General features: G+C 70.6%; 24 protein-coding genes and 1 pseudogene. 17 read left to right on the top strand and 8 right to left on the bottom strand.

The annotated features are described in order from the left end of the window. The 6 genes from BHU15_RS11805 to BHU15_RS11780 form a co-directional block, all read left to right on the top strand. Positions 1 to 688: sialidase family protein (locus BHU15_RS11805; protein ID WP_141726804.1), on the top strand; the 688-nt coding region annotated here is incomplete at its 5' end. Positions 689 to 794: 106 nt separating this feature from the next. Beyond that, positions 795 to 1568, top strand: a complete 774-nt coding sequence (locus BHU15_RS11800) for a helix-turn-helix transcriptional regulator (RefSeq protein WP_069627144.1) — start codon at positions 795 to 797, stop codon at positions 1566 to 1568. A gap of 183 nt (positions 1569 to 1751) precedes the next feature. After that, on the top strand, positions 1752 to 2816 hold the full coding sequence (locus tag BHU15_RS11795) for an iron-siderophore ABC transporter substrate-binding protein (protein WP_069627143.1): 1065 nt from the start codon (positions 1752 to 1754) through the stop codon (positions 2814 to 2816). 146 nt (positions 2817 to 2962) lie between these two features. Next, a complete protein-coding gene (locus tag BHU15_RS11790) occupies positions 2963 to 3898 on the top strand; it encodes a FecCD family ABC transporter permease (RefSeq protein WP_107422837.1) in 936 nt (311 codons plus the stop codon). Continuing rightward, complete coding sequence (locus tag BHU15_RS11785) at positions 3895 to 4980, top strand: FecCD family ABC transporter permease (protein ID WP_069627142.1); 1086 nt, start codon at positions 3895 to 3897, stop codon at positions 4978 to 4980. The genes BHU15_RS11790 and BHU15_RS11785 overlap by 4 nt, the downstream gene beginning before the upstream one ends. Then, positions 4977 to 5780 (top strand): ABC transporter ATP-binding protein, encoded by an 804-nt coding sequence (locus BHU15_RS11780; protein WP_069627141.1) that lies wholly within the window; start codon positions 4977 to 4979, stop codon positions 5778 to 5780. Before BHU15_RS11785 ends, BHU15_RS11780 begins: the two co-directional genes overlap by 4 nt. 46 nt (positions 5781 to 5826) lie before the next feature. Here BHU15_RS11780 and BHU15_RS11775 read toward each other — a convergent pair whose 3' ends face one another. Then, positions 5827 to 8112, bottom strand: a complete 2286-nt coding sequence (locus tag BHU15_RS11775; protein ID WP_255293081.1) for a SpoIIE family protein phosphatase — start codon at positions 8110 to 8112, stop codon at positions 5827 to 5829. A 348-nt stretch (positions 8113 to 8460) separates the two neighbouring features. Here BHU15_RS11775 and BHU15_RS11770 point away from each other — a divergent pair. The 3 genes and pseudogenes from BHU15_RS11770 to BHU15_RS11760 all read left to right on the top strand — a co-directional run bounded on the left by BHU15_RS11770 (position 8461) and on the right by BHU15_RS11760 (position 11785). Further along, positions 8461 to 9851 (top strand): annotated as a pseudogene (locus BHU15_RS11770) (hemolysin family protein). After that, on the top strand, positions 9848 to 10885 hold the full coding sequence (locus BHU15_RS11765; protein ID WP_069627140.1) for a hemolysin family protein: 1038 nt from the start codon (positions 9848 to 9850) through the stop codon (positions 10883 to 10885). The pseudogene BHU15_RS11770 and the gene BHU15_RS11765 overlap by 4 nt, the downstream one beginning before the upstream one ends. A gap of 24 nt (positions 10886 to 10909) precedes the next feature. Beyond that, positions 10910 to 11785: an ion transporter gene (locus BHU15_RS11760; protein WP_069627139.1), complete on the top strand. Its 876-nt coding sequence runs from the start codon at positions 10910 to 10912 to the stop codon at positions 11783 to 11785. Between the two features lie 289 nt (positions 11786 to 12074). On the opposite strand, the gene BHU15_RS11755 is transcribed toward BHU15_RS11760, so the two are convergent. Continuing rightward, positions 12075 to 12863, bottom strand: a complete 789-nt coding sequence (locus tag BHU15_RS11755) for a GntR family transcriptional regulator (RefSeq protein WP_079128078.1) — start codon at positions 12861 to 12863, stop codon at positions 12075 to 12077. A gap of 182 nt (positions 12864 to 13045) precedes the next feature. On the opposite strand from BHU15_RS11755, the gene BHU15_RS11750 reads away from it, so the two are divergent. The 8 genes from BHU15_RS11750 (at position 13046) to BHU15_RS11720 (ending at position 17485) form a co-directional block, all read left to right on the top strand. After that, a complete protein-coding gene (locus BHU15_RS11750; RefSeq protein ID WP_069627138.1) occupies positions 13046 to 13810 on the top strand; it encodes a DUF6907 domain-containing protein in 765 nt (254 codons plus the stop codon). Beyond that, positions 13807 to 14226 (top strand): DUF6907 domain-containing protein, encoded by a 420-nt coding sequence (locus BHU15_RS11745; protein ID WP_069627137.1) that lies wholly within the window; start codon positions 13807 to 13809, stop codon positions 14224 to 14226. The genes BHU15_RS11750 and BHU15_RS11745 overlap by 4 nt, the downstream gene beginning before the upstream one ends. Beyond that, positions 14223 to 14411 (top strand): hypothetical protein, encoded by a 189-nt coding sequence (locus tag BHU15_RS39710; protein WP_141726803.1) that lies wholly within the window; start codon positions 14223 to 14225, stop codon positions 14409 to 14411. The genes BHU15_RS11745 and BHU15_RS39710 overlap by 4 nt, the downstream gene beginning before the upstream one ends. Before the next feature lie 41 nt (positions 14412 to 14452). Further along, positions 14453 to 14710 (top strand): HNH endonuclease, encoded by a 258-nt coding sequence (locus tag BHU15_RS11740; RefSeq protein ID WP_069627136.1) that lies wholly within the window; start codon positions 14453 to 14455, stop codon positions 14708 to 14710. Beyond that, complete coding sequence (locus BHU15_RS11735) at positions 14707 to 15078, top strand: hypothetical protein (RefSeq protein WP_141726802.1); 372 nt, start codon at positions 14707 to 14709, stop codon at positions 15076 to 15078. Before BHU15_RS11740 ends, BHU15_RS11735 begins: the two co-directional genes overlap by 4 nt. Positions 15079 to 15516: 438 nt before the next feature. Beyond that, on the top strand, positions 15517 to 16185 hold the full coding sequence (locus tag BHU15_RS41240; protein WP_255293080.1) for a helix-turn-helix domain-containing protein: 669 nt from the start codon (positions 15517 to 15519) through the stop codon (positions 16183 to 16185). 461 nt (positions 16186 to 16646) lie between these two features. Continuing rightward, positions 16647 to 17336: a DUF5753 domain-containing protein gene (locus tag BHU15_RS11725; RefSeq protein WP_255293079.1), complete on the top strand. Its 690-nt coding sequence runs from the start codon at positions 16647 to 16649 to the stop codon at positions 17334 to 17336. Continuing rightward, a complete protein-coding gene (locus BHU15_RS11720) occupies positions 17333 to 17485 on the top strand; it encodes a DUF397 domain-containing protein (protein WP_368483196.1) in 153 nt (50 codons plus the stop codon). Before BHU15_RS11725 ends, BHU15_RS11720 begins: the two co-directional genes overlap by 4 nt. A gap of 140 nt (positions 17486 to 17625) precedes the next feature. On the opposite strand, the gene BHU15_RS11715 is transcribed toward BHU15_RS11720, so the two are convergent. From BHU15_RS11715 to BHU15_RS39705, 6 genes are all read right to left on the bottom strand, one after another. After that, on the bottom strand, positions 17626 to 22098 hold the full coding sequence (locus BHU15_RS11715; protein WP_069627132.1) for a hypothetical protein: 4473 nt from the start codon (positions 22096 to 22098) through the stop codon (positions 17626 to 17628). 322 nt (positions 22099 to 22420) lie between these two features. Continuing rightward, complete coding sequence (locus BHU15_RS11710; protein WP_069627131.1) at positions 22421 to 23242, bottom strand: hypothetical protein; 822 nt, start codon at positions 23240 to 23242, stop codon at positions 22421 to 22423. Continuing rightward, positions 23242 to 23907, bottom strand: coding sequence for a hypothetical protein (locus tag BHU15_RS11705; protein WP_069627130.1), 666 nt, complete (start codon positions 23905 to 23907; stop codon positions 23242 to 23244). The genes BHU15_RS11710 and BHU15_RS11705 overlap by 1 nt, the downstream gene beginning before the upstream one ends. Beyond that, positions 23904 to 24149, bottom strand: coding sequence for a hypothetical protein (locus tag BHU15_RS11700; protein WP_069627129.1), 246 nt, complete (start codon positions 24147 to 24149; stop codon positions 23904 to 23906). The genes BHU15_RS11705 and BHU15_RS11700 overlap by 4 nt, the downstream gene beginning before the upstream one ends. Continuing rightward, the gene (locus BHU15_RS40085; RefSeq protein ID WP_171908357.1) at positions 24146 to 24313 is read right to left on the bottom strand and encodes a hypothetical protein; all 168 of its coding nucleotides are present in this window, start codon (positions 24311 to 24313) and stop codon (positions 24146 to 24148) included. The genes BHU15_RS11700 and BHU15_RS40085 overlap by 4 nt, the downstream gene beginning before the upstream one ends. Then, complete coding sequence (locus tag BHU15_RS39705; RefSeq protein WP_141726801.1) at positions 24310 to 24507, bottom strand: hypothetical protein; 198 nt, start codon at positions 24505 to 24507, stop codon at positions 24310 to 24312. The genes BHU15_RS40085 and BHU15_RS39705 overlap by 4 nt, the downstream gene beginning before the upstream one ends. Between the last annotated feature and the right edge of the window lie 166 nt (positions 24508 to 24673).

Here is a 24673-nt window from a genome sequence, read left to right as displayed (position 1 = left end):
GCGGCCCGACTGGCGCTGGTATGCCACCGGCCCCGGCCACGGCGTCGAGCTGACCGCCGGGCCGCACGCGGGACGCCTCGTCGTCGGCGCGAACCACTCCGTCGCCCCGGCGGACGGCAGCACGGACACCGGGGCCGAGCCCCGGCACTACGCCGGGCACTGTCTGATCAGCGACGACGGCGGCGAGACCTGGCGGATCGGCTACGTCGACCCGGCGGGTGACGGCACGCACCATGTCAACGAGACCGCCGTCGCCCAACTCCCCGACGGGACGGTCTACTTCAACGCCCGCGACCAGAAGGGCAGCGCCCCGGGCAACCGGGTCCACGCCTGGAGCCGGGACGGCGGCGCGACGCTCGCCGAACCCTTCGACGCGGTCGCCTCGATCACCGCGCCGCCCGTGCAGGGCAGCCTCCTCCAGCCCGGCGGTGCGGCGGCCGGCGCCCCGCTGCTGATGGCCGCGCCCGCCGACCCCGGCGACCGGGCGTCGATGACCGTCCGCGCGAGTGCGGACGGCGGCGCGACCTGGTCGGCCGGACACCGGCTGTCCGACGCCAAGGCCGCCTACTCCGACCTCGTACAACTGGACGGCGAGCACGTCGGGATCCTCTACGAGACGGGGCGGGCCACCGCGTACGAGACGATCCGCTTCACCCCGCTCCCGCTCGCCGCGCTGACGGCGCCCTAGGGGCCGCAGGCCCTGTCCGACCGGTCCTCTAGGGTGACGGAATGCGACGTGTCATCCCCTCCACCGGCTCCCGCGCGGAGCGGCCCCGCCGGGACCGGTCGCGCGCATGACCAGGGAGACCAGGACGCTGCCGGCGCTCGCGCCCGGCGGGGTGGACACGCCGTTCGTCATCGCGGGATACGACGAGGTCGTCACCCACGACACCGTCTGGGACGAGCACTCCCACCCCTTCCACGAACTGCTCTGGAACGAGCGCGGCGCGTCCTCCGCCGTGGTCGGCGCGCGGGTGTGGACCGTCACCCCGGCGCTGGGCCTGTGGATGCCGGCGGGGACGCTGCACTCCGGTTCGGCGGTCGCGGGCACCTGGTTCCGGGCGAGCTTCTTCGGCTTCCGTACCACGTCATCGATCTCCCCGACGCCGGTCGCCGTCGAGATCACCCCGCTGCTGCGGCTGCTGCTGGAACGCCTCGGTGACCCCGCCCTCTCCGCCGCCTCGCGCACGGCGACCGAGGTGCTGGTGCTCGACGTACTCGCCCCGTCGCCACGCGAGTTGCTCGTCCACGTACCCACCTCCGCCCTGCTGCGCCCGATAGCCGACGCGGTACGCGAGGACCCGGGCGATCCCCGCACGCTGACCGACTGGGCCTCGGCGCTGCGCGTCAGCCCCCGCACGATCACCCGCGCGTTCAACACCGAGACCGGGACGAGCTTCGCGCGCTGGGTGGCTGCCGTACGGGCCCAGCACGCCGTGGCGCTGCTCACCCGGGGCTGGGACGTCGAGGCCGTGGCGGAGCAGGTCGGCTACCGGTCGGCGAGCGCTTTCGGTGTGGCCTTCCGGCGTACGACCGGACTGACGCCGGGCACTTTCCGTACGCATTGAGCCAGGCGCTCCGCGCTCCATGTCCCGATCGCTACAACCCCTGTCTCAAAGGGTCGATTGCGACACAGCGACCCCTTCTCATAAGGTGCGAAGGTAAGCCTTACCTAACCGGAGGTTTGCGGCCGCGCGACCCGATCGCGCGAGGACCGCACCCCCGACCCGCCGAAAGCTGAGTACGGACCCATGCCTGCACACCGTCTTCGTCTGCTCGTAGCGGCAACCGCCGCAGCCGCCCTGACGGGTCTCGCCGCCTGCGGCGGCCCGGCCGACTCCGCGAGCGAGAGCGAGAGCGAGGGCGCGGGCAAGAGCGGGAAGGGCGACGCGAACGCGTTCCCCCTGACGGTCGAGCACGCCCTCGGGAAGACCACCATCCCCGCCAAGCCCAAGCGCGTCGCCACGGTCAACTGGGCCAACGACGAAGTGCCGTTGGCGCTCGGAGTCGTACCGGTCGGCATGGCCAAGGCCAACTTCGGCGACGACAACGGCGACGGTGTCCTGCCCTGGACCGCTGAGCGGCTCGACGAGCTGAAGGCGGAGACGCCGGTCCTGTTCGACGAGACCGACGGCATCGACTTCGAAGCCGTGGCCGACACCGAGCCGGACGTCATCCTCGCCGCGTACTCGGGCCTGACCCGCCAGGACTACGACACGCTGAGCGAGATCGCTCCCGTGGTGGCGTACCCGGACGCCCCGTGGGCGACCCCGTGGCGCGAGATCATCCGGACGAACAGCGAGGCGATCGGGCTCGGCGACGAGGGCGAGAAGCTGATCACCGACCTTGAGGGCGACATCTCGCGGACCGTCGCCAAGTACCCGCAGCTCAAGGGCAAGTCGGCGATGTTCATGACCCACGTCGACCCCAACGACGTCAGCGAGATCGGCTTCTACACGGCGCACGACACCCGGACCCTGTTCTTCGAGGACCTCGGTCTGAAGATCCCGGGCAGCATCGCCAAGGCGTCCGAGGGCACGAAGAAGTTCGCGCTGACGAAGAGCGCCGAACAGATAGACGCGTTCGACGACGTCGACATCATCACCGGTTACGGGGACGAGAAGGGCGAGCTGCTCACGTCGCTCGGCAAGGACCCGCTGCTCTCGAAGATCCCCGCCATCGACCGCGGCTCGGCGTATCTGCTCCCCGGCGACAAGCCGCTGGCGACCGCCGCCAACCCGACGCCGCTGTCGATCTCCTGGGTGCTGGACGACTACGTCGCGGCGCTCGCCAAGGCCGCGGACAAGGTCAAGTGACGACGGTCGACCCCGTGGACCGGGCGGCCCCGGCGGCCCCGCCCGACCAGGCCGGAACGGCGGCGGACCCCGTCGCCGTGACGCCGAGACCGGCGGGCACCCGCGCCCTGTGGCTGCTCGTCGCGGTCCTGGTGCTGGCCGCCCTCATGGTGTCGTCCCTCGCCTTCGGCTCCCGCGCCGTCGCCTGGTCCGACGTCTGGGCGGCGCTCGGGGGAGCGGACGGCACCCTCGAACAGGCGGCGGCCACCAAGCGGATCCCCCGCACCGTCCTCGCGGTCGTGATCGGCGGCGCGCTCGGCCTGGCCGGGGCGGTCATGCAAGGGGTGACCCGTAACCCGCTCGCCGACCCGGGCATCCTCGGCGTCAACATGGGCGCCTCGCTGGCCGTCGTCTCCGCCGTCGCCTTCTTCGGGCTCACCTCGCCCACCGGATACATCTGGGTCGCGACGGCGGGCGCCGCGGTCTCCGCCCTGTTCGTGTACGTGGTCGGGGCACTCGGCCGGGGCGGCGCCACGCCCCTCAAACTGGCCCTCGCCGGCGCCGCCACGTCGGCGGCGTTCGCCTCACTCGTCAGCGCGATCGTCCTGCCGCGCAACGACATCGCGGGCAGCTTCCGGCTCTGGCAGATCGGCGGCGTCGGCGGCGCGTCCTTCGAGCGCATCGGCCACATCCTGCCCTTCCTCGTGGCCGGCTTCGCCCTGTGCCTGCTGTCGGCGCGCGGGCTGAACTCCCTCGCGCTGGGCGACGAACTCGCGGCCGGCCTCGGCGAACGGGTCGCCGTCGTACGGTCCGTGGCCGCGCTCGGCGCCGTCGTCCTGTGCGGCGCGTCCACCGCGGTCGCCGGGCCGATCGCGTTCGTCGGCCTCGTCGTACCGCACGCCTGCCGGCTGCTGATCGGCGTCGACCACCGCTGGCTGCTGCCGTTCTCGGTGCTGCTCGGCGCGTCGCTGCTCACGGCGGCCGACGTGGTCGGACGGGTCGTGGCACGCCCCGCAGAGATCGACGTGGGCATCGTCACGGCGCTGATCGGCGCCCCGTTCTTCATCTACATCGTCCGCCGCCAGAAGGTGCGTGCCCTGTGAGCACCAAAACCGAGACCGGGGCCGGGGCCGAGCCCGCGCCCCAACCCGCGCCCGCAGCGGCCGTCACGGCGGTCGCCGCCGGCCGGCTCCGGCGCGCGTCCCGCCGCCGGGTGGTCGTCCTCGTACTCGCCGTCCTGCTCGTCGCGGCGTTCGCCGTCACCCTGATGGCAGGCCAGACGTTCTACCCGCCCCGCGACGTGATCCGGGTCGTCCTCGGCGAACAGGTACCGGGCGCCACCTTCACCGTCGGACGCCTCCGGCTGCCACGGGCCGTACTCGCCGTGGTGACGGGATTCAGCTTCGGTCTGGCCGGTGTCACCTTCCAGACCATGCTCCGCAACCCGCTCGCCAGCCCCGACATCATCGGCATCAGCTCGGGCGCGAGCGCCGCCGCCGCGATCGCGATCGTGACGCTGTCCCTCGGCGAGACGCAGGTGTCGGTCCTCGCCATCGCCGCCGGTCTCGGCGTGGCGATCCTCGTCTACAGCCTGGCGTTCCGGGGCGGGGTGGTCGGCGCGCGGCTCATCCTGATCGGCATCGGGATCTCCGCGATGCTCGACAGCACCACGTCGTACGTGCTGTCCCAGGCCGCCGAGTGGGATCTCCAGGAGGCGATGCGCTGGCTGACCGGCAGCCTCAACGGGGCGACGTGGGACCAGACCGTACCGGCGCTCGTCGCCGTGGCCGTACTCACGCCGGTGCTGCTGGCGCGCTCGCGCGACCTGTCCGCGATGCGGCTCGGCGACGACACGGCCGCCGCTCTCGGCGTACGCGTCGAACGCACCCGTATCACCGTGATCGTGGCCGCCGTCGGGCTGATCGCCTTCGCCACGGCGGCGGCCGGGCCGATCGCGTTCGTGGCGTTCCTCTCCGGCCCCATCGCGGCGCGGATCGTCGGCGCCGGTACGTCCCTGCTGGTGCCCGCCGGACTGGTCGGCGCCCTGCTGGTGCTCGTCGCCGACTTCTGCGGCCAGTTCGCCTTCGGGGCCCGCTACCCGGTCGGCGTCGTCACCGGCGTACTCGGCGCCCCCTACCTCGTCCACCTGATCATCCGCACCAACCGGGCGGGAGGCTCGCTATGACCACGACCCATTCACTCGCCGCCGAACATCTGACCCTCGGCTACGGCGACCGCACGGTCATCGAGTCCCTGGACCTGGCCGTACCGCCCGGCCGGATCACGGTGATCGTCGGCGCGAACGCCTGCGGCAAGTCCACGCTGCTGCGCTCCATGTCCCGACTGCTCGCGCCCCGCGCGGGCCGCGTCGTCCTGGACGGCAAGGAGGTGCACCGGCTGCCCGCGAAGGAACTGGCCCGTACGCTCGGCCTGTTGCCTCAGTCGCCGGTGGCCCCCGAGGGCATCACGGTCGCGGACCTGGTCGGCCGGGGCCGCCACCCGCACCAGACCGCCTTCTCCCGCTGGAAGAAGGCCGACGACGACGCCGTGGCAGCCGCCCTGGAGGCGACCCGTACGACAGCCCTGGCCGACCGGTCCGTCGACGAGCTCTCCGGCGGCCAGCGCCAGCGCGTGTGGATCGCGATGGCACTCGCCCAGCAGACCGATCTGCTCCTGCTCGACGAGCCCACCACCTTCCTCGACGCGAGCCACCAGATCGAGGTGCTCGACCTGCTGACCGACCTCAACGAGACCCGTGGCACCACGATCGTCATGGTCCTGCACGACCTCAACCTCGCGGCCCGCTACGCCGACCACCTCATCGCCCTCGCGGCGGGCCGCCTCCACGCGTCCGGCGCCCCGTCCGACGTACTGACGCGGGAGACCGTCCGCACGGTGTTCGGTCTCGACAGCCGCGTCATCGAAGACCCCGTGTCCGGCCGCCCGTTGATGCTCCCGATCGGCCGCCACCACGTACGCGCGTGAACGGGAGCAGTTCGTCGTCCGGGCCGTTCGTCGTCCGGGCCGTCCGTCATTCCACGGGCCAGGACTGTTCGGCCCAGATGGTCTTGCCCGTCGAGGACTGCCGGGTGCCCCACTTCTCGGTGAGCCGCGAGACGATGAACAGTCCTCGGCCGCCCTCGTCGGTGACGCGGGCGTGCCGGAGGTTGGGGGTGGTGGCGCCGGAATCGGTGACCTCGATGGTGAGGGACCGGTCCAGGATGAGGCGCAGCATGATGGGCGGCGTGCCGTAGCGGACGGCGTTGGTCACCAGTTCACTGACGAGGAGTTCGGCGGAATCGAGAGCGTCGGCGGACGGGGGGCCGGGGCGTTCGGTGAGCCAACGCCGGGTGATGCGGCGGGCGTCGGACGCCGCCCGGTCCTCGGAGGGCAGGTCCCAGACCGAGGTGCGGTCGGTCGGCAGGGGCCGGGTGCGCGCGAGCAGCGCGGTGCCCTTGTTGCGGGGATCTGCCGCCAGCCTGGTGAACATCCCGTCGGCCAGTTCGCGCGCGGTGCTGTAGACCGCGAGCAGCCGGCCGACGACCTCCGGGCTGAGCGCCGGGTCGAGTTCGTCGCTGGCCAGGATGAGCGTCGCGCCGTCGCCGACGCTCGACGTGGCCATGGCGAACGGTGCGCTGTCGGGGGCTCCCAGCCGGGGGCCGACCGGTGCGTCGATCCGTTCGATGCGGCCGTCCGAGTGGATCAGGCGGGGCGCGGGCTGCCCGGCGCAGGCGACGGAACAGGTGCGGGCGATCGGGTCGTACAGGGCGTAGACGCACCCGGCGGTCAGCGCGAGATCGCCGGAGTCGGCCACGCCGGTCCACTCGTGGGCCAACTGGGTGAGCGTGTCGCTGAGCCGGGCGAGCAGCTCGTCGGGCTGGAGCTCCAGCCCGGCCAGTGCGCGCAGGGCGGTGCGTACGTGTCCCATGGTGGCGACGCTCGGCATACCCATGCCGCTGACCTCGCCGACCACCAGTCCGCAGCGTGCGCCGGACAGGGGGACGACGTCGAACCAGGTGCCGCTGTCGGCGGTGGGTGACAGGGCGACGTACGCGGTGTCGATCCCCAGCCGTACGCCGGGGGGACGGGGCAGCAGCCTGCGGTGGACGGTGGAGGCGAGGGCCCGGTCATGGGCGGCGCGGCGCGCGTTGTCCAGGCACAGCGTCGCGTGGGCGACGGCGGACTCCACGGTCTGAAGGTCGGGCAGGATGTAGCGCTCGGACCGGCCGCACCGGAACATCCTCACGAGCCCCAGCACCCGCCCCCGGACGGTGAGCGAGGCCACGATCATGCTGTGTGCCCCGGCCGCGCGCAGGGAGTTCTCCCGCTCCGGGGTGTCCGACAGCCGGCCGTCCCGGCCGGACCTCAGGAGCACGGGCCGTGACTCCCGCAGGGCTCTGACGTAGGACGACTCACCGCGTACGGCCTCCAGTCCGCCGACGGCCAGTTCGGGATCCGGCGGCCCGGTCGTACGGAGGGCCGCGCGGCGCAGCAACAGCTGTTCGGTGTCGACGGGACGGAGCGGCGGGTAGTCGCCGCCGGCCACCTGGTCGATCAGGGAGACCACGACGAGATCGGCGAAACCCGGGCTCAGCGCGTCGGCGAGATCCTGGCAGGTCTCCATCACCTGGAGCGAGCGCCCGACCCGCTCGCGGACCCGGGAGACGGTCGCCGTCCGCTCGGCGTCGCGTTCCCGGCGGGTGACGTCGAGCACCGTCATGGCCAGCCCGATGACCTCGCCGTCCGCCCGGCGCAGCCGGAACGCGGACACGGAGTAGTGCTGCCGGTATCCGCCGGCGCTCAGCACCGTCACCAGCCGCGAGAAGACGGACGTCCCGGTCTCCAGGACACTCCTCGCACTCGCGAGGTCCCCCACCGGATCCGCCAGCCGGTAGACCTCGTCCAGACGGCGCCCGAGAAGGTCCTTGGACGCACTGCCGTGCATGCTGCCCGCCGCCGCGCTCACCCGGATCAGCCGCAGATCACGGTCGACGACCAGGAGCCCCAACTGCGACACGGAGAACAGGGCGCGCACGAGCGGCCCCTCCACATCCCCGTCGCCGCCCGCTCCGTCGGCTGCCCCGATGCCGGCCGCATGCCCCGGAAAGACCTCCCAGCCGCCTCCCTCGGCATCGGACCGCAGCACCACCCGCAGGGCCCCGTCGGCCCCGCGCACCGCCTCCACGACCTGTTGCCCCAGCGCCGCATCCGACGGGCGCCCGAACAGTCGCGCGGCGGCCTCGCTCCACGAGGTGACCCGCCCCGCGTCGTCCGCGGTGAAGAGCGGTTCCAGCGCCTGTCCCATCGTCGCGTCCACCGATCGTCCGCCTGGGAGCCCCCACGGCAGCTCCCAGGGAGGGGAGCCACCCTGCCCATTCTGGGCGCGACCGGGCAAACCTTCTCGTCGAGGACCGGCGACGCCGAGGCCGGCGCGGGTCGTACTATCTTCTCTACAGCACTGTAGAAGTTGGCACGCCCGGTGGCGTGTGGCGGGCCGCGTCCGACCGGCCCGTCATGACCCTCCGTACAAAAGGAGCCGCGGTCCCGCGATGGGTGAACCACTCAGCCCCAGCCACATCCCACCTTGCCGTCTCACACGCTTCGCACGCCTTACGCGCCTTACGCGCCTTACGCGTCTCACGCTTCCGGAAGCGGGGGCGGCGCGGTGACCGAGATCCTGCTGCTCCTGCTCGCGTTCGCGCTCGTACTCGCCTGCGCCGTGTTCGTCGCGGCCGAGTTCTCCCTCACCACCGTGGAGCGCGGCGATCTCGAACGCGCCGCCGAGGCGGGCGAACGCGGCGCGGAGGGTGCCCTCAAGGCCGTCCGACGCCTCACGTTCCAGCTGTCCGGCGCGCAGCTGGGCATCACCGTCACCTCGTTCGTCATCGGCATGCTCGCCGAGCCGTCCCTGGCGGCGCTGCTCCGGGGCCCCCTGGAGGCGATCGGACTGCCCGGCGGCGCCGTCTCCACGGTCGCGACGCTGCTCGGCGTGACGCTGTCCACCGTCGTACTGATGGTGATCGGCGAGCTGGTGCCGAAGAACTGGGCGATCTCCAGCCCCTGGCCGTCGCCAAGGTCGTCGCGGGCCCGCAGCGCGGCTTCACCGCCGCCTTCGGCCCGCTCATCCGCCATCTCAACAGCACGGCGAACCGTTTCGTCCGCCGCTTCGGCCTGGAGCCCCAGGAAGAGCTGGCCTCCGCCCGGTCCCCGGAGGAACTGGTCGCGCTGGCACGGCACTCGGCCCGCGAGGGGGCGATCGAGGAGGACGCGGCGGAGCTGTTCGTACGGACCCTGCATCTCGGCGAGCTGATCGCCGAGAACGTGATGACCCCGCGGGTCGACGTCCGGGCGCTCGAAGCCCACGCGACCGCGGCGGACGCCGCCAACCTGAGCCTGGCGACCGGCCTTTCGCGCTTCCCCGTCTACCGCGACAGCCTCGATCACGTGATCGGCACCGTCCACATCCGCGACGTCCTCGCGCTGGACGAGGACGACCGCGCCGGCACCGCCGTCACGGAACTGATCACCGACGCGCTCCTGATCCCCGACTCGCTGCCGGTGGACCGGCTGCTCAGGCGGCTGCGCGCGAGCCGCACCATGGCGGTGATCATCGACGAGTACGGCGGCACGGCCGGCGTCGCCACCATCGAGGACATCGTCGAGGAGGTCATCGGCGAGGTACGCGACGAGCACGACCCGGAGGAGACCGCGGACCTCGCGGCCGTCGCCCCCGCGCCGGACGGGCGCGGAGTGTGGGAGGCGGACGGCGGCATCCGGCTGGACCAGCTCGAAGAGATCGGGCTCAGCGCCCCGAAGGGCTCGTACGAGACCCTGGCCGGGCTGATCGCCGGCCGGGTGGAGCGCATCCCCGTACCGGGCGACCGGATCGTCGTGGAGGGCTGGCAGCTGTCCGTCCTGCACGTGGCGCACCACCGGGCCGACCGGGTACGCATCACCGCACCGGCGCCCCGGCAGAACGACGCCCCCACCGACGACCGCAGCCACGCCCCCACCGACGACCGCACCGACGACCGCACCGACGAGGAAACCCGATGACCGCCCTGCAACTCGCCATCGGGGTACTGACCCTCTTCACCAACGCGTTCTTCGTCGGGGCGGAGTTCGCCCTCATCGCCGTACGCCGCAGCCAGATCGAACCCGACGCGCTCAAGGGCAACAAGCGCGCGGTGAACGTGCTGTGGGGCCTGCGGCATCTGTCGGCCGCGATGGCGACGGCCCAACTCGGCATCACCATCTCCTCCCTGGTCCTGGGCGCGGTCGCCGAGCCGGCCATCGCGCACCTGCTGGAGCCGCCGTTCGCGTCGATCGGGGTGCCCGAGGGGCTCATCCACCCCATCGCGTTCGTCATCGCCCTGACCGCCGCGACGTACCTCCACATGCTGGTCGGCGAGATGGTCCCCAAGAACATCGCACTCGCCGCACCCGCCCCGACGGCCCTCGCCCTCGGACCGGCCCTCGTCGCGCTCACCCGCGCGCTGCGCCCCGTCATCTTCGGCATCAACGCCTTCGCCAACGTCCTGTTGAGGCTGATGAAGGTCGAGCCGAAGGACGAGGTCGCCTCCGTCTACTCCGACGACGAACTGGCCCGCATGGTCACCGACTCCAGCGAGGCCGGACTGCTCGGACAGTCCGACGGCGAACGCCTGCGCGACGCGCTGGAACTGGGCACCCGTTCCGTCGGCGACGTCATGGTGCCCCTCGCCGACGTGGTCACCATCGCCCACGACAGCACTCCGCGCCGGCTCGAACGCGCCGCCGCCGACTCGGGATTCTCCCGGCTCCCCGTCACCGGCCCCGACGGCGACGTACTGGGCTACCTGCACATCAAGGACGCCCTCGGCGTGGCCGACCGCGACCGGCCGTATCCCCGCGACGCCCTGCACACCGTGGTACGGGTCGAGACCGACACCGCGCTGGACGACGCGATGACCGCCATGCGCGCGGCCGGCACCCATCTGGCCGTCGTCGTCGCCGACAAGGGCGGCGACATCCTCGGCTGCGTCACGATGGAGGACATCCTGGAGGAACTCGTGGGCCCGGAACCGCGTCGCACCGGCAGCGCGGTCTGAGGCCCCGGAGGAACAGGAACACCCATGTCCTCCCAGGCCTCCGGCTTACGCCGGCGCGCACTGGCCACCAGCAGCCAACAGATCCTGGAATCCGGCTGGTTCGGCGCCCTCGTCTTCTGCCTCATCCTCGCCAACGCCGCCTTGCTGGGCGTCGAGACCTACACCGGGGTCGTGCACGCGTGGCACGACGAACTCAAGACCCTCGAAGGCTGCTTCCTCGCCGCGTTCACGGCCGAACTGGCCCTGCGCGCGGCTGCGCACGCCGACCGCCCCGGGGAGTTCTTCCGGGACCCCTGGAACGTCTTCGACCTCACGGTCGTCACCCTCGCCCTGCTCCCCGTCGCCCGCGACAACGCCACGGTCCTGCGCCTGCTCCGGCTGGCCCGCGTCGTACGCGCCGCCCGCTTCCTCCCCCAACTACGCGTCGTGATCGTGGCCGTCGGCAAGAGCCTGCCGGGAACACTCAGCTTCGTACTGGTCGGCACGCTGCTGCTGTACGTGTACGCGATGGTCGGCTGGGTGTTCTTCGCCACCGCGGACCCGGAACACTACGGCTCCCTCGGCCGCGCCGCCCTCACGCTCTTCCTGCTCATCACCCTCGACGGCCTGGGCGACGCGGTCCGCGCGGGCCTGGAGATCTCCCGCTGGACGATCCTCTACTTCGCGTCGTTCGTCCTGCTCGGCTCCTTCGTCCTGGTGAACCTCCTGATCGGTGTCGTCATCAACTCCCTCCAGGAGGCGAAGGAACTGGAAACCGAACGAGCCCGACCCGACGCGCCCCCCACCCAGGCCGAACTCCACTCAAAGATCGCGGCACTCCGCCAGGCCCTGGACGCCCTCGAATCCACCCCACCCCGCTCCCACTGCGACTGCGGCGCCGAGCGCGGACGCACGGGATAGGGGCTCAACAGCAACGAGGGCCGCAACCCCAGATATCGGGTAGCGGCCCTCGTAACACGTGGTTCCCGGTTTAGATGTCGAAGTACAGCTCGAACTCGTGCGGCCCCTCTGCCATCTGCGACGGAGGGGCCGAAGGTCCCTGACCTGCGGGTTTGACCGATGGTCCGCGATGGTGCGTGACAGCGACGGATAACGATGCTGCGGACTGATTGCGGACCGATTGCGTAGCGCTGAGTGAAGACGTCGGCCCCGCCCTATTCTCCTGGGCGGGGCCGACGCGCGTGTGGGGCTACGCCTGGACCGGTTCGACCGGCCAGGCCGCCGAGTCGGCTCGCTCCAGCTTCGACAGGATCTCTGCCCGGTCGCCGGGGATGACGCGGACGGAGACTTCCACTGCCCGGTCGGTGCGGCTGGAGATGCCGATGGTGGCCATTTCCAGGACGGGCGTCGAGGGGGAGATGGCCAGCAGTTTGGCCTCTTCCTTCGACGGCATGCGGGTGCGGGTGACCTCTTCCCACGACAGTGGCCCATGCCCTGCCTCCTCGATGCGGTCGAGGTACCCGCCGGGTCCGGTGCTGATCTCTCCCGCCTGCGGGGCCTCGGTCAGGGCCTCGGGGTGAATCCAGGCGTCAACGATCTGGAAGGGCGGTTCGCCGGCGGGGGACGTGACGCGCCGCCGGCGCATGACCTCGATGCCAGGCTCGACGCCGAGGTGTTCCGCGACTTCGTCCGGGATCGGCGTGAAGGCTCGACGGGGCTGCCCGTGGACCTCCCACGGCTCCCCCGCGCTGGACGCCGCGGGGAAGATGTAGCCGCGCTGCGGGTCGCGCATCACCAGGGTGTTCCGGCGGATGCGGCGCCGCTGAACCGTGAGGTCTTGTACGACGCTGCCTCGCCGCTTGATGACGCGGACGAGCCCCTTCTTGGCCAGCTCGTCGACCGCTGCGCGGATCGTCTCCTTGGAGTTGCCGTAGTGCTCCATGAGCGCGGTCGTCGTTGGCAGAGTCTCGCCGGTTGTCCACTCTCCGTCTCTGATGCGTCGCTCCAGGTCGACGGCCACTTCTTCATATCGAGCCATGCCCTGCGTTCCTCTCGTCGGTGAATATTCCTAGGACTAACTTGACATTAGCAGACCTAGGACTAATTCTAGAGAGCAGCAGGGAGGCCCGCACATCGGGCCCCATGCAAGCGGCCCCAGGCCGGTGTTAGAGCACCAGCCCAGGGCCTAGGCCGAACCTCCTACGCAAGAGGAGATCAACCGTGAAGAACACGGTACAGAAGCAGGTCAAGGCGTCCACCGCCCCCGCCGTCGAGCCCGCGCCCAAGCCGGCCCCGGCCGCCGACCGCCACCTCACCTACCCCCTGATCGGCGGGGGCTTCCTCTCCGCCGTCTGCCCGTCCTGGTGCACCTCGGACCACGAGAGCGAACTCCAGGGCATGCAGCCGTCGGACCTGTGCCACGAGGGTGACGAGATCTCCCTCAGCTTCACCACGCAGGACGGCGAGACGGACACCATCCTGGCCGCGCGGATCCAGCAGTACCCGTTCTCCACGGACGACGGCTCCGACAAGCCCCACATGGCGCTGATGGCGGACGCGGGCAGCGGCGAGATCCTGGGCTACCAGACCGTCAGCCAGGTCATGCAGACCATCAGGGCCACCCGAAACCACCTGGTCGAGTTGCAAGGCCTGGCCGAGCGCCTGGCCGACGCCACCGTCGAGGAGCACGCGGCCTATCACCGCTCGCTCGACGAGCAGGGCAACGGCGCCGGGAACCGGTGGCTGAGCCTGACCAACGACGAGATCCGCACCATGCCGATCCCGTACCTGCTCGACGTCTTCGCCGCCGGAGTCATCGAGTGCGACACCGACGAGGTGCCCATTGAGGGCGAGGTGGACTCGATCCACCGCGACGACATCGTGATCCGGCTGCCGCGCATCCTCCCGCAGCTCATGCGCGAGAGGGCCGTGCGGAACCTGCTGGCCGCCCATGCCGCCCGCTACCGCGCCACCTCCGCCCGATGAGCGGCGACGAACGGCCCATCGTGGCCCGCCCGGTGCCGCGTAACGCCGACGGGACCCTGTCGGTCCCCACGACCGACCACGGGCTCCTGCGCCTGGTCTGCCCGTCCTGGTGCAGGGACGGTCACACCGCCCCGGCGCCGGTCGACAAGGCGGATATCTGCCACCGCAGCGAGCCGGTGTGGGCCCTGTCGGTGACTGAGGAGTACGGGGAGGCGGGGCACCTGCCGGTGTCGTTCCTCCAGTTCCCGTTCCGCGCGAACAACGCGGTGTACCTGGTGCTGGAAGACCAGCCGGACGGGGACCTGGAGTTCGGCCCGAACGGGGCCCGCAAGGTCGCCGAGTCGCTGCGAGCCCACGCGAACGTCATCGACGGCATGGCCGTCGAGCTGGAGCAGATTCGGGGGGCCGGCCGATGAGTACCGCCATGGTGTCCCGTCCGACGGAGCGGGCCGCGCTCAGCAGTCCGGCTCGTGCCCTGCCGCCCGTCTCCCGTGTCGCCGATCTCCTGATCGTGGCGCGGGCGACGGGGGACCGGTACGGGGCCCGTCACTTCTCCTCGATGCTCGACCGCCTGCTCGGTCTCGGATCGGATGCGCGGTGAGCGTCAGGCGGGCGCGGCCGGCCCCGGAGGTCCGGGCGTGGATGCACTGCACGATCAAGGCGCGCGATGGGCGCCGGTGCTTCTACTGCCGCCGGAACTTCAAGGGCCGGCCGATGCGCCGGAAGACGCTCGACCACTACGTGCCGCACTCGCTGTGGCCCGGCTGGGAGGTCGCCAATCTGGTGCTCGCCTGCGAGGGCTGCAACCTCCGCAAGGCGGACTCCCTCCCCCTGATCTTCGCCTGGCTGCTGCTCCGCGCGGCTGGCCTCACGCAGAACGAATTGGAAGTGGCGGCATGACTATGACCACAGAGACGTCCGTTGCCGATCTGCACAGCGTGTGGGTGCGGACGGACAGTGTCTTCGCCCCGTACCGCCTGGCCGACCCCCGACCGCTCGTGGCGTCCGACGAGACCGGCCACTGCTGGCGGTTCGACGGTGGCGCGTCGGACATGGACGCCCCGTACTCCTGCGTGCTGTGTGACGAGCCCCAGTGGCGCGGCTACCGCACGGCGTGCGCGGTCGGCGTCGAGAAGTTCAACGCCGAACGGGACGCCTGGTTCGAGAGGAACACGTACCGCGGCGACGGCGTCCCGCTGGGCGCTTACGGGCCGGACGCCAACCGGTGGAGGTGGAGCCGGCCGGCGCGCCAGTTGGTCGCCGCGTAGGCCGAGAAAGTTGCCTGCGTGCGATCCAAATAAGCGGGCCGTTTCGGCGAAGAGTTGCCAGCGTGCATCTCAAATGCCCCCCCTGTTCGGGGGCCGCGAAACGGCACGTCGAATCCCATTACCCCCGCCGCTCCGGAGGGCTCTCACGGGCCGCATCACCGCAGCGCGAATCCCTAATGCCCCCCCTGCCGCCGGGCCCGTTCGCGGGTGCTGGATGGCAGGTCGCAACCCAAGTGTTCCGCCCCCTCGAACCCCTTGGGCGTAAAGGCTTCCGAGCCCTTTACCCCCAAGGGTTCGGGGGGGCGCACAACCCGCTTCCCGCACGGTCGGGAAGCGGTCTCCGGTAACGCCGCGCGGGCTCCGGGATCGCACCCCGAAGCCCGCCTCGGTCCAAGCCCTACGGAGGCACGAACCATGACCGACCCTACTCGCGCCCTCATGAACGGGCGCCCGCTGAAGTGGACCGGCCGCACCGCAGCCGTGCTTCAGGAATCGCTGTACATGAGCAACTATCGGTTCGCCGAGCGGATCGGGGTAGCCGTGCGGACCGTCGCCGCCTGGCACGAGAAGCCGCGGTCCTCACCGAACTACGAGATCCAGGAAGCGCTCGACACCCTGCTCGCCACTTCGGACGACAGGACCAAGGAGCGGTTCGCCACGCTGTTCCCGTTGGCCACGACGCCCGGCATCGGGCAGGGGCCGGCGGAGGACGCTGAGCGGGTCGTGCCTCAGTGGTCGGGCGAGCTGGGTCAACTGCTGATGCACGCCTTCCGCATGACCCAGGAAGCGTTCGCCGAGCACCTGGGGGTGTCGGTGAGGACGGTCGGCAAGTGGGCGGCCGAGCCCGACTGCGTGCCGCGGGCGGACATGCAGCAGATTCTCGACACCGCGTATATGCAGGCGCCGGAGCCGGTGCGCGCTCGGTTCGCTCACCTCCTGCCGTCCCCCGACGCGCCGCCGGTACAGCCGCAGGCCGTTGCCCCCGCGCCGGCCGCAGTCGATCCGGTGGTGGCTCAGATGGCTGCCGAGATGGCGCTGATGCAGGCGCGCATCGACTCCATGCAGGAGCAGATGGGCGCGCTGGCCCTGCGGTTGCTGGCGTCCTGACGACCCGGACGGCCGGGTGGACAGGGGTTGGACATGGGAGGGTTTGCCCCTGACTGCACCCCGGACAAACGATCTTCCCACCCGGACACGACCCGGACAGTGTCCACCCTCTGTCCGGGTGCCTGTCCACCCTATTTGCCCCGTCTTGGGGGCCGTCTTGAGGCCGTCTCACCCCCGTCTATGGCCCGTCTATTGGCCGTCTAGCTCCAGCCCCACCGAAGATCGCAAGACGGGTACAAGACGGGGCAAAGACGCCCGATAGACGGGTGCTAGACGGGTGGTCACGGCTGCTACCGCGCAGGTCGTGGCTGCTATGCCACCTGCTATCGGGGTGGTCACGACAAGATCGGTTAGCACCCCGGTAGCACCCCTGATAGCACCCAATCTGATCAAGCGGTGTGACGCACCGCACACAAGGAGTAGCGTTGTCCGCCCATGAAGGCACAACCGGAGGAGAACCGGTGAAGCCCAATCGCAAGGAAGCCGCAGAGATCCTGCGCGGCGCGCGCGACCCATCCAAGGCCGGGCTCTGGCGGGCCTCGCCCGACGAGTCGCAGGCGGACCACATCGAGCGCCTCGTCCGCCTGGAGACCGCCGCCGACCAGATCCAGGCATGGTCCCCGCTGCTCGTACCCGGCATGCTCCAGAGCTACCAGTACGCCGTAGCCGCCATCACCACCACCGCGCCGGCCCTGCCCATAGAGGCCGTCGCCGACCGGGCGGACAAACGCCAGCAGCGCATCGACGCCCTCGGGTACGCATCCGACCGGCGCGCCTGGTTCATCATCGGCGAGCAGGCGTTGCGCTGCCCGATCGGCGGGTGGGCCGTTCTCGTCGAGCAGTTGGAGCACCTGCTCAACGTCGTCGCCCTGCGGCCGTCCGTCACAGTCCAGGTGCTTCCCACGTCAACGCCCGGGCACCCCGGACTCACCGGAGGGTTCACCACCTACCGGATCGGCTCCCAGCGGGCCGTGTTCTCCGAGACGCTGACCGGTTCGGTCATCACGAACCGGCCGTCGGACATCGCCGCCTACGCCGCGGCATACGATCATCTGCAAGCCGGTGCGCTGCCTCCGGCGGCGTCACTGGAGATGATCGACACGGCGAGGAGAACGCTGTGCACGAAGGAGAGCAAGGTCTGGTCTGGGTGAAGTCCACTTACACGGACTCCGGTTCGTGTGTCGAGTGGGCCCGCCCTGCGGACGGGGTGCTGGTGAGGGACTCCAAACGCCCCCGCGGCGCACGGATACCCGTACAGCCGGCCGCCTGGTCCGCACTGGTCGACTGGGTCAAGGAGTAGAGCAGCAGCACGAAGCCCCGCCGCAGGAGAATTGCGGCGGGGCTTCTGCGTGTCCGGACCTCTCCATCATGCCCGAGGGCGGGTGGCGCGTCTCATCACCGACTCCGTCACCTGTGACAGGAAGTTGCCGGGGATCACCACTACCGCCTCCGTCCCGCGCTCAGGGTTGTTGCGAGCTGACCGAGGGTGGCGTCGACGACCTGCGTCGCCTCGCCGCGGACCTTGCCGAGGAACTCGCCGCTGTCGAGGTAGAGGTCACCTTCGAACGAAGAGGGCCCGCCGAGGCTGCGGCCGTTGATGAGGGCGCTGGCCTGCTGCGACGTGAACACCGGCTCGGGCCGGCCGGTGCCGTTGAACACGGTCGACAGCCCTTCGGGCAGGTAGCCGCCTTGGTCGTACTTGCCGGGCATGAAGCCGTACCGGTGCGTGAACATGCTCGCGTTGGCGCCGCGGGCGCGCTTGCCGATGACGACGCCGTCGCCGCCGCGGCTCTCGACGTTGGTGCCGCCGAGGGTGCCCGCCGTGTGGCCGACGCCCGCATTGGTGATGCCGATCGTGAACGGCGACTTGCCGTTCAGCACCCAGCCGGGAGGTGCCGTCTTCCCGGAGAACGCGCCGGTGGCCCACCGGCGGTGGGGCTTCTGGCCTCGGATCTTCGACTCGATCGCGCTGACCAGACCGGAGCAGTCCCAGCTGGGGTTGCCGTTTCCGCCCCACTGGTAGGGCAGGCCGTTCTGGGTCTTGGCCCACTTCAGGGCGGCCTGGATCTTCGGGCCGCCGACACCTCCGGCGCCCTTCTCGTCGGCCTTCTTGCTGTAGCCGAACATCGCGTCAAGGATCTTGTCGGGGACCTTGCGGAGCATCTTCCCGAATCCGGTGTCAGCACCGGGGAAACTCTTGAGCAGCGGATTCACGACGTTCTTCACGCCCGCGCGTGCGGAGGATTCCAGGCCGTCCTTCAGCCAGGAAGCGCCGGCCTTGACCTTGTCCCAGGCGGCGGAGCCGACGCCCTTGAGGCCCTTGCCGATCCAGCCGAAGATGCCGCCGTCGGCGAACTTCTGGTGAGTCGGGTTCCCTCCCAGTTCGGGGGCCAGCGCCTTCTTGATGCCGACCGACCCGCGCGAGGAGGCGATCTTGTTCAGTTCGGCGATGAAGCCGGGGCCCACCGCGCGGGTGAACTCCGGCCGCATGATGGCCTCGCCGCCGGACAGGTCAAGTTGTCCGCCAGTCGGGGAGACGAAGCGGTGGACGTCGCGACCGGGCGTGTAGCCCGGCATGATGCCGCCCTTGGCGAACTTGAACTTGTCCAGCTTGGGGGCACCGAAGGCATCGGCGACCTTGTTCCATACGCCGCGAATGCCCTCGTTGTACACGGTGTTGACGATGAAGTCGACGGGGCCCTTGGCGATGTCCTTCACCTTCTCCCACGCGACCTTGATGGCCGCGCGGGCGGTGTCGAACGCCTTCCCGACCTGCGCGACAGCCGACTTCAGCTTGTCGAACACAGGGCGGATGCCCTTCTCCCACACAGAAGAGACCACGGACGAGATGCCGTTGAACGCGGGCTTGATCGCCGAGTTCCACAGGATCTTCGCGCCGTCGCCGACGAGCCGCATCCCGGACTTGACCGACTCGAAAACCGGCTTGAGAATGTTGTTCCACAGCCACTTCCCAAGCCACGCGATGCCCTCGAACGCAGGCTTGAGGACGTTCTTCCACACCACGGTCGCGGCGGACCCAACCGCGCGAACTCCGACCATGATGCCGTTGAACGCCGGTTTGATGGCGTTGTTCCACAGCCAAATGGCCAGCCATGCGATCCCGTCGATCGCCGGTTTGAGGATGAGCTGCCACAGCCACGTGAACAGCGCACCCATCACCTTCAGGGCGATCATCACCGGAAGGACGAAGATCGTGACGATGATCGTGGCCAGGATCCTGGCGGCCATGCCAATGAAGCCGAAGACCGGCTTGATGATGGTCTGCCACAGCCACGTCGCCCAAGTGCCCACAGTCCGCAGGGCAGTCATGATCCCGTTGAACGCGGGCTTCAGGACGGAGTTCCAGGCAAAGGAGACGGCGGTCTGGATCGCCTGCCACACCGCGTTGACGACGTTGCGGAACGCCTCGAACCGGTTGTAGGCGTAGATGACGCCGGCGACGACAGCGACCAGCAGGAGCGCGATCCGGACGAAGATGTTCTGTGTGATCACGAAGTTGAGGGCCGCCCACGCGAGGGTGAACAGCTTCACCGCGACGACCGCCCCGTACAGCCCGAGGACGAACCAGGGCGACTTCTCGGCGACGATCGCAATCCCCTCCGCCAGGGCGCCGAGGATGCGCAGGATCGGCCCTGACAGCGGTTCGAGTGCCTTGCCGACCTGGTAGAAGGCAGAGGAGATCTTCCCGACGGTGTCCGCGACGAGCGGGCCCCGGTCTGCCGCGTAGGAGAGGAACCGCTCGAACTTGTCGGAGCCCTTGAGGCCCTTGCCCCACTCGGCAAACCGGCCGGTGATGCGCTGCATCGTCGCCGAGATCGAATCCATGTGCGGCAGGAAGGCGTCGATGATCCCGGCCATGCCGACAAAGACCCGGCCGAACGACGCGCCGAGACCTGTCACCGCCGGGTACACCGAGCCGGCCAGATCCTTCCTGAACGACTGCCACCAGGGGGACTTGAACCCGCGCGACACCCGGTCCTGGAGATCCCCGATGGCTCGGGCCGCCTCCAGGACGAACGGGGTCAGGCCCGGCAGCGACTTGCGGATGCCGTCCAGCGCCCGCGTGAAGATGGGCATCACCGCGGGCTGCAAGCTGCGTGACCACTCGGTGAACGCGCCCCGCAGGAGGACGAACGAGTCGAACGTGCCGCGGGCCGCCGGGGTGAGCTTCGCCAGCTCGGCCCGGTACTTCGCCTGCGCGGCGGCTGCGGCGTCCGCTCCGCCGGCCGCCGACATCTGCGCCGACTGGATCTGGCGCTGAGCCGAGGAGATCGAGTCGGCGGCCGACTGCTGTGCGGCCGTCACACCCTCCTGCGCGTCCACGATGCGCTGCTGCGCCTGGGCGATGTCCTGGGCGTTCTGGATCTGGGCCTGGGCGGCGGCGGTCTGTGCGTCCTTCACCGCGACCGCGCGGTCCGCCACCTGCTGCTGCGCGTCGGCCAGGCGCTCCTGCGCCTGGCGGACCGTCTCCGACCCGTCGACACCGGCCTTGTTGGCCTCCGCGGTCTCCTTCTTCAGCCGGCCGTTCTCGGTGCGCTGCTCCTTGAGACGCTGCACCGCCTGGTCGTAGGCGAGCTGGGCGCGCTCCATGTCGAGACCTGACGCACCCTCGGAGCGGGCACGGTTCAGCTCGTCCTGGGCTTCGCGGACACGCAGGACCGCATCCCGCTCGTCGAGGACGGAGCCGGCCAGGCGGTCGTTGAGATCCTGCAACTGCTCGGCCGCCGACTTCCGCGCGGCCGTCAGATCCTCCTGTGCCCGCTTGGCGTCCTTCTGTGCGTCCACCAGGGACCGCTCAGCGTCCCGCACGGCGCGGGCGGCCTGCTGGCTCCTCTGGGACGCCTGTGCGGCCACCTGGGCCGCGTTCTGGCGTGCCGTGGCCACCTGGGCCTGAGCCGCTGCCACCTGCCTGGCACCGTTGCGTTCCGCCGTGGCGAGCGCCTGCGTCGCCCCTGCCATCTGCATGGCGCGCTGCGAAGCCTGCGCGGAAGCGGCTGCGCCACCGCCCGTCGATGCCGTGGCCGCGTCCTGGGCGGCCTTCTGCGCTTGCAGAGCCCCGGCGATGTCCTTGAATGCGGGGACCGCCACCAGGGCGACCGCACCCACGCCCGCCGCGGCGGCTACACCGGCCGCGGCAATGGCTCCCAGTCCGGCGGCGACGATCGGCAGGACCGGCAGCAGGGCCGGCCCGAGCGTGAGCGCGGCCGTCGTCAGGAGGCCGAGGTTCGCGGCGGCTGTACGGGTGTTGACGTTGACGTCCACGTCCTGGCCGTCGAGCCGGGCGATCTCCGCCCGCAGTGCGGCCAGTTCGCCTATCGCCGCGGCGGTGTTGATCCGCACGTCGACGTTCGGGTGCGACGCGCCGAGGCGCCGCAGCTCGCGTTCCAGGTTGTCGATCTGCGCTCGGGCCGTGGCCGCGTCCACGTCGATCCCGACGCGCTGATTGGACAGGGTGAGCAACTGCTCGCGCAGGGCGCGGATGTCCGCGTCGGCCTCGGAGGTGTCCGCGCCGATCGTGATGTCCGGCAAGGCGGCCACCGCGGCCTGCACCCGGCTGCGGAACATCCGGCCGAACGAGCCGCCGGCTTCCCCGCCCTGGCGGGTGGCGGCACCACGGGCGGCGGCACCGCCCTGGGTGATGCCCTGCGCCATCGAGGTACGGATCTGGGCGGTGATCCGGTCGGCTATCTGGGTACCGATCTGCTGCCCGATGCGCGTACCGATGTCGCCGACCTGCCGCTGCATGGCTGGGCCGAACGCCCGGCCGGCGGCATCACCGGCGTCGTCGCCCGCGCGCGTAGCCGCTGCCACCAGACTGGACCGCAACTGCGCGTAGATCCCTGTGGTGTTCGGGATGACGTCGACTTCGACGGAGCCCACTGATATGGCCATCGCTGCTCCCTTCGAGCAGTCCTGGCGCGGGCCCTAGAAGGTCAGTTAGTGCAGGTCAAGCAGGATGAAAGGCGGTGCGTAACCGAGCGAACACGGAGAGTCCCGAAACCCCCAGACCCGTACAGGGGGGCGCCTGCTATACGAGCCCGATGAATGGATGATCACCCGGAGGGATCACCCCCCAGGGTGATCATGGACCGGATGGATCTTGGATTGACTCTGATCTTGGACTGTCCCAACCGCGGTCGTCCGCACCGCGATTGGGCCGGCGCTGCCGTGGGGCGCCCTCCACGGACCTTCACGGCAGCGCCGGGATCGTGGGTCACGCCGCGAGCGCCTGCGCCACGTTGGCCTCAGCGCCCTTGAGGCTCGTCGCGGCTCGCCGCGCATGACCTGCGTCGCGCCAGCGCTGCACCTGTACCGACCTGCCCCTGACCTCGCCTGGCGTGGCGAGCGTGAGCGTCAGCTCGCCCTGTCGAACGAGGTGAACCCACCGTGAGACAGGCTGGTGCCTGAGCTCCCTCCACCTGTCGATGATGGGATGGAGCTGCCGCCAGTCCTCCCTCATCACCCGCTCGGTGGTGGGCTCGGGCAGTGCGGCGACCGCGAACAGGGCGTTGTCTCTGCCCCCGTCGCTGCCTGCCACCTGCGCGATGTCGGCCCGGTCGGACACCATCTGTTCGAGCTGGGCAACCGCGCCTTCGGCCTTGGCGTAGGCGACCGTGTGAACCGGGTTGTTCCAGTCCAGGCGCTCCGAGCTGACGTCCTCGGGCAGCTTGGCCGCTGCCTTGCGGACGACCCCGACGAGGGTGGTGAACTCCTTGTCGAGTCCGGCCACCCAGTCCGGTACGGCGTCGCGGGTGGCCTGGATGTACCGGAGGTCGGCCTCTTCGCTGAAGAGGCGGGCGGCCTGGCGGGTGACGTCGGCCAGCCGCAGCGCCTCGGCGTGCTGACGGATGACCTCGGCGGCCTGGTCGGCGGTCTCGGGCAGCGCGGGCCGCTCGGGGTTGGGGGTCTGGCCGGTCTCGAACACCGCGGCGCGCAGACGGCGGGCTTCCTGCACGGCCTTGGGTACGGGCAGTTGGCGCCGCCTGGCCGCGCTGATGGCCGTGTCGGCGTTGTGGACGTTGGCGCCGACGAACATCACGCGACCTCCAGATCACTGGCGGCGAGGGCGTCGACTGAGTAGTCGGGCAGGCCGTCGAGTTGCGCGGGCTGGACGACCGAGTAGGTCATGGCGTGCTGGAGCCTGAACACCGGGTCGTCCGTGTCGGGCAGTTCCTGGATCTGCTGGATGCCCTCGATCGCGTCGGGCCGGCTGCTGGCGTAGGTGCTGAGCACGTCGTGCCACCCGAAGTCGGCGGCGTGGGCGGCGACGGCTCGGGCCAGGTGCTCGTCTCCGTTGCGCTCCGCCTGGGCGAGGAGCTGCTCACCCTGCCGGGGGTCTTCGAGCCCAGCGACACGGGCGTCGGCGTCGCGCCGGCTGACGATGGCGGCCGTGTCGCTGGTGGGCTGCTGCCCGAACACCTTGCGCCCGAGGATGCGCCGCTGGGTCTGCACCTGCTCGATGTGCTCCTCGCCGGCGGCTGCGACGGTGTCGCGGGCCTCCTTGTACGCGCGGGCGATGGCGATGCGCTTGGCCTCGGCGGACAGTTCGCGGCGGCCCTCGATGCGGCCCACAGCATCAGTGAGGCGCTGCTGCGCCGCGGCAACGTCGTGGGTGGTGTACGTCCTGCCCTTGTCGACCCAGCGGCCGTCGATGAACTCGGAGGCTGTGGTGGGGTCGTCGGCGAACGGGTTGTCGGTCATGTCGGTTCTCCTTCAATGATCTGCTGATAGGTGCCCTGCTGGAGCCCCAGGGCGATGTGCGCGGCTGCGTCTTCGCCGCCGGGCACGGCTCGCACGGCCTGGCCGAGGGCGATGAGGGAGGCGCGGGCCACGAGTTGGAGCTGGTTCCGGTCGAGGCCGTCAAGCAGGAGGTCGACGGACTCGGCGTTGTCCCGGAGAGCGGCCACGGTCACGCCGCACGCGGTCAGTCCGAGGTCGATCACGACGCCTCCTCTCGCTGCCAGCGGCGCATCTTGGCGACGTGCCGGGCCTGGAGCCCGTACTGGCGGCGCTCGGCAAGCTCTGCGCGCCGGCGCTTCTTCTGCTCGATCTTCCGGCGGGCTTCGGCTATGCGGGCCGCCACCTGCTCGTCAACGTGGGAGGTCATGCCGCCTCCTGCGGACTGTCGGTGTACGCGGTCGCTCGCTGCGGGCAGTTGGGGCTGTGGCGGGCGATGCACCGGCCGTGCGAGCGGCACAGACGCCCGCCACAGCCCTTGGAGCACATGAGGTAGTCCCCGAGCCGTACAGGCCGCGCGCAGGCCGCGCAGTAGCCCATGAGGCGTCGGCGGGTGCGGGGCATCTGATCTCCTCTCAAGACGGCTGGCAACGGGAGTACGGGGCTCGGCCCAGCTCCCTCCTTGCTGCCGTCCTGTCCCCCACGGGGGACACTGCCGGGCTGCTGGTCGCCCCTGTCGGTGTCCCCCGTCCACGTGTCCCCCCTATAGGGGGACGGGGGACACGTGGAC

Origin of the sequence: Streptomyces niveus, from assembly GCF_001723055.1 — a bacterium.
GTDB lineage: Bacteria > Actinomycetota > Actinomycetes > Streptomycetales > Streptomycetaceae > Streptomyces > Streptomyces niveus.
Note: the sequence above shows the minus strand (reverse complement) of the source record. Positions and strands in the feature narration are given on the sequence as shown.

What these genes read in the sequence shown, in the direction of transcription:
- BHU15_RS11745 (WP_069627137.1), top strand. Translation starts at nt 13,807, where the DNA reads ATGAGCGGCGACGAACGGCCCATCGTGGCCCGCCCGGTGCCGCGTAAC.
- BHU15_RS11755 (WP_079128078.1), bottom strand. Translation starts at nt 12,863, where the DNA reads ATGGCTCGATATGAAGAAGTGGCCGTCGACCTGGAGCGACGCATCAGA.
- BHU15_RS11790 (WP_107422837.1), top strand. Translation starts at nt 2,963, where the DNA reads ATGGTGTCGTCCCTCGCCTTCGGCTCCCGCGCCGTCGCCTGGTCCGAC.
- BHU15_RS11735 (WP_141726802.1), top strand. Translation starts at nt 14,707, where the DNA reads ATGACTATGACCACAGAGACGTCCGTTGCCGATCTGCACAGCGTGTGG.
- BHU15_RS11710 (WP_069627131.1), bottom strand. Translation starts at nt 23,242, where the DNA reads ATGTTCGTCGGCGCCAACGTCCACAACGCCGACACGGCCATCAGCGCG.
- BHU15_RS11800 (WP_069627144.1), top strand. Translation starts at nt 795, where the DNA reads ATGACCAGGGAGACCAGGACGCTGCCGGCGCTCGCGCCCGGCGGGGTG.
- BHU15_RS11740 (WP_069627136.1), top strand. Translation starts at nt 14,453, where the DNA reads ATGCACTGCACGATCAAGGCGCGCGATGGGCGCCGGTGCTTCTACTGC.
- BHU15_RS39705 (WP_141726801.1), bottom strand. Translation starts at nt 24,507, where the DNA reads ATGCCCCGCACCCGCCGACGCCTCATGGGCTACTGCGCGGCCTGCGCG.
- BHU15_RS11780 (WP_069627141.1), top strand. Translation starts at nt 4,977, where the DNA reads ATGACCACGACCCATTCACTCGCCGCCGAACATCTGACCCTCGGCTAC.
- BHU15_RS11795 (WP_069627143.1), top strand. Translation starts at nt 1,752, where the DNA reads ATGCCTGCACACCGTCTTCGTCTGCTCGTAGCGGCAACCGCCGCAGCC.
- BHU15_RS40085 (WP_171908357.1), bottom strand. Translation starts at nt 24,313, where the DNA reads ATGACCTCCCACGTTGACGAGCAGGTGGCGGCCCGCATAGCCGAAGCC.
- BHU15_RS11715 (WP_069627132.1), bottom strand. Translation starts at nt 22,098, where the DNA reads ATGGCCATATCAGTGGGCTCCGTCGAAGTCGACGTCATCCCGAACACC.
- BHU15_RS39710 (WP_141726803.1), top strand. Translation starts at nt 14,223, where the DNA reads ATGAGTACCGCCATGGTGTCCCGTCCGACGGAGCGGGCCGCGCTCAGC.
- BHU15_RS11705 (WP_069627130.1), bottom strand. Translation starts at nt 23,907, where the DNA reads ATGACCGACAACCCGTTCGCCGACGACCCCACCACAGCCTCCGAGTTC.
- BHU15_RS11765 (WP_069627140.1), top strand. Translation starts at nt 9,848, where the DNA reads ATGACCGCCCTGCAACTCGCCATCGGGGTACTGACCCTCTTCACCAAC.
- BHU15_RS41240 (WP_255293080.1), top strand. Translation starts at nt 15,517, where the DNA reads ATGAACGGGCGCCCGCTGAAGTGGACCGGCCGCACCGCAGCCGTGCTT.
- BHU15_RS11760 (WP_069627139.1), top strand. Translation starts at nt 10,910, where the DNA reads ATGTCCTCCCAGGCCTCCGGCTTACGCCGGCGCGCACTGGCCACCAGC.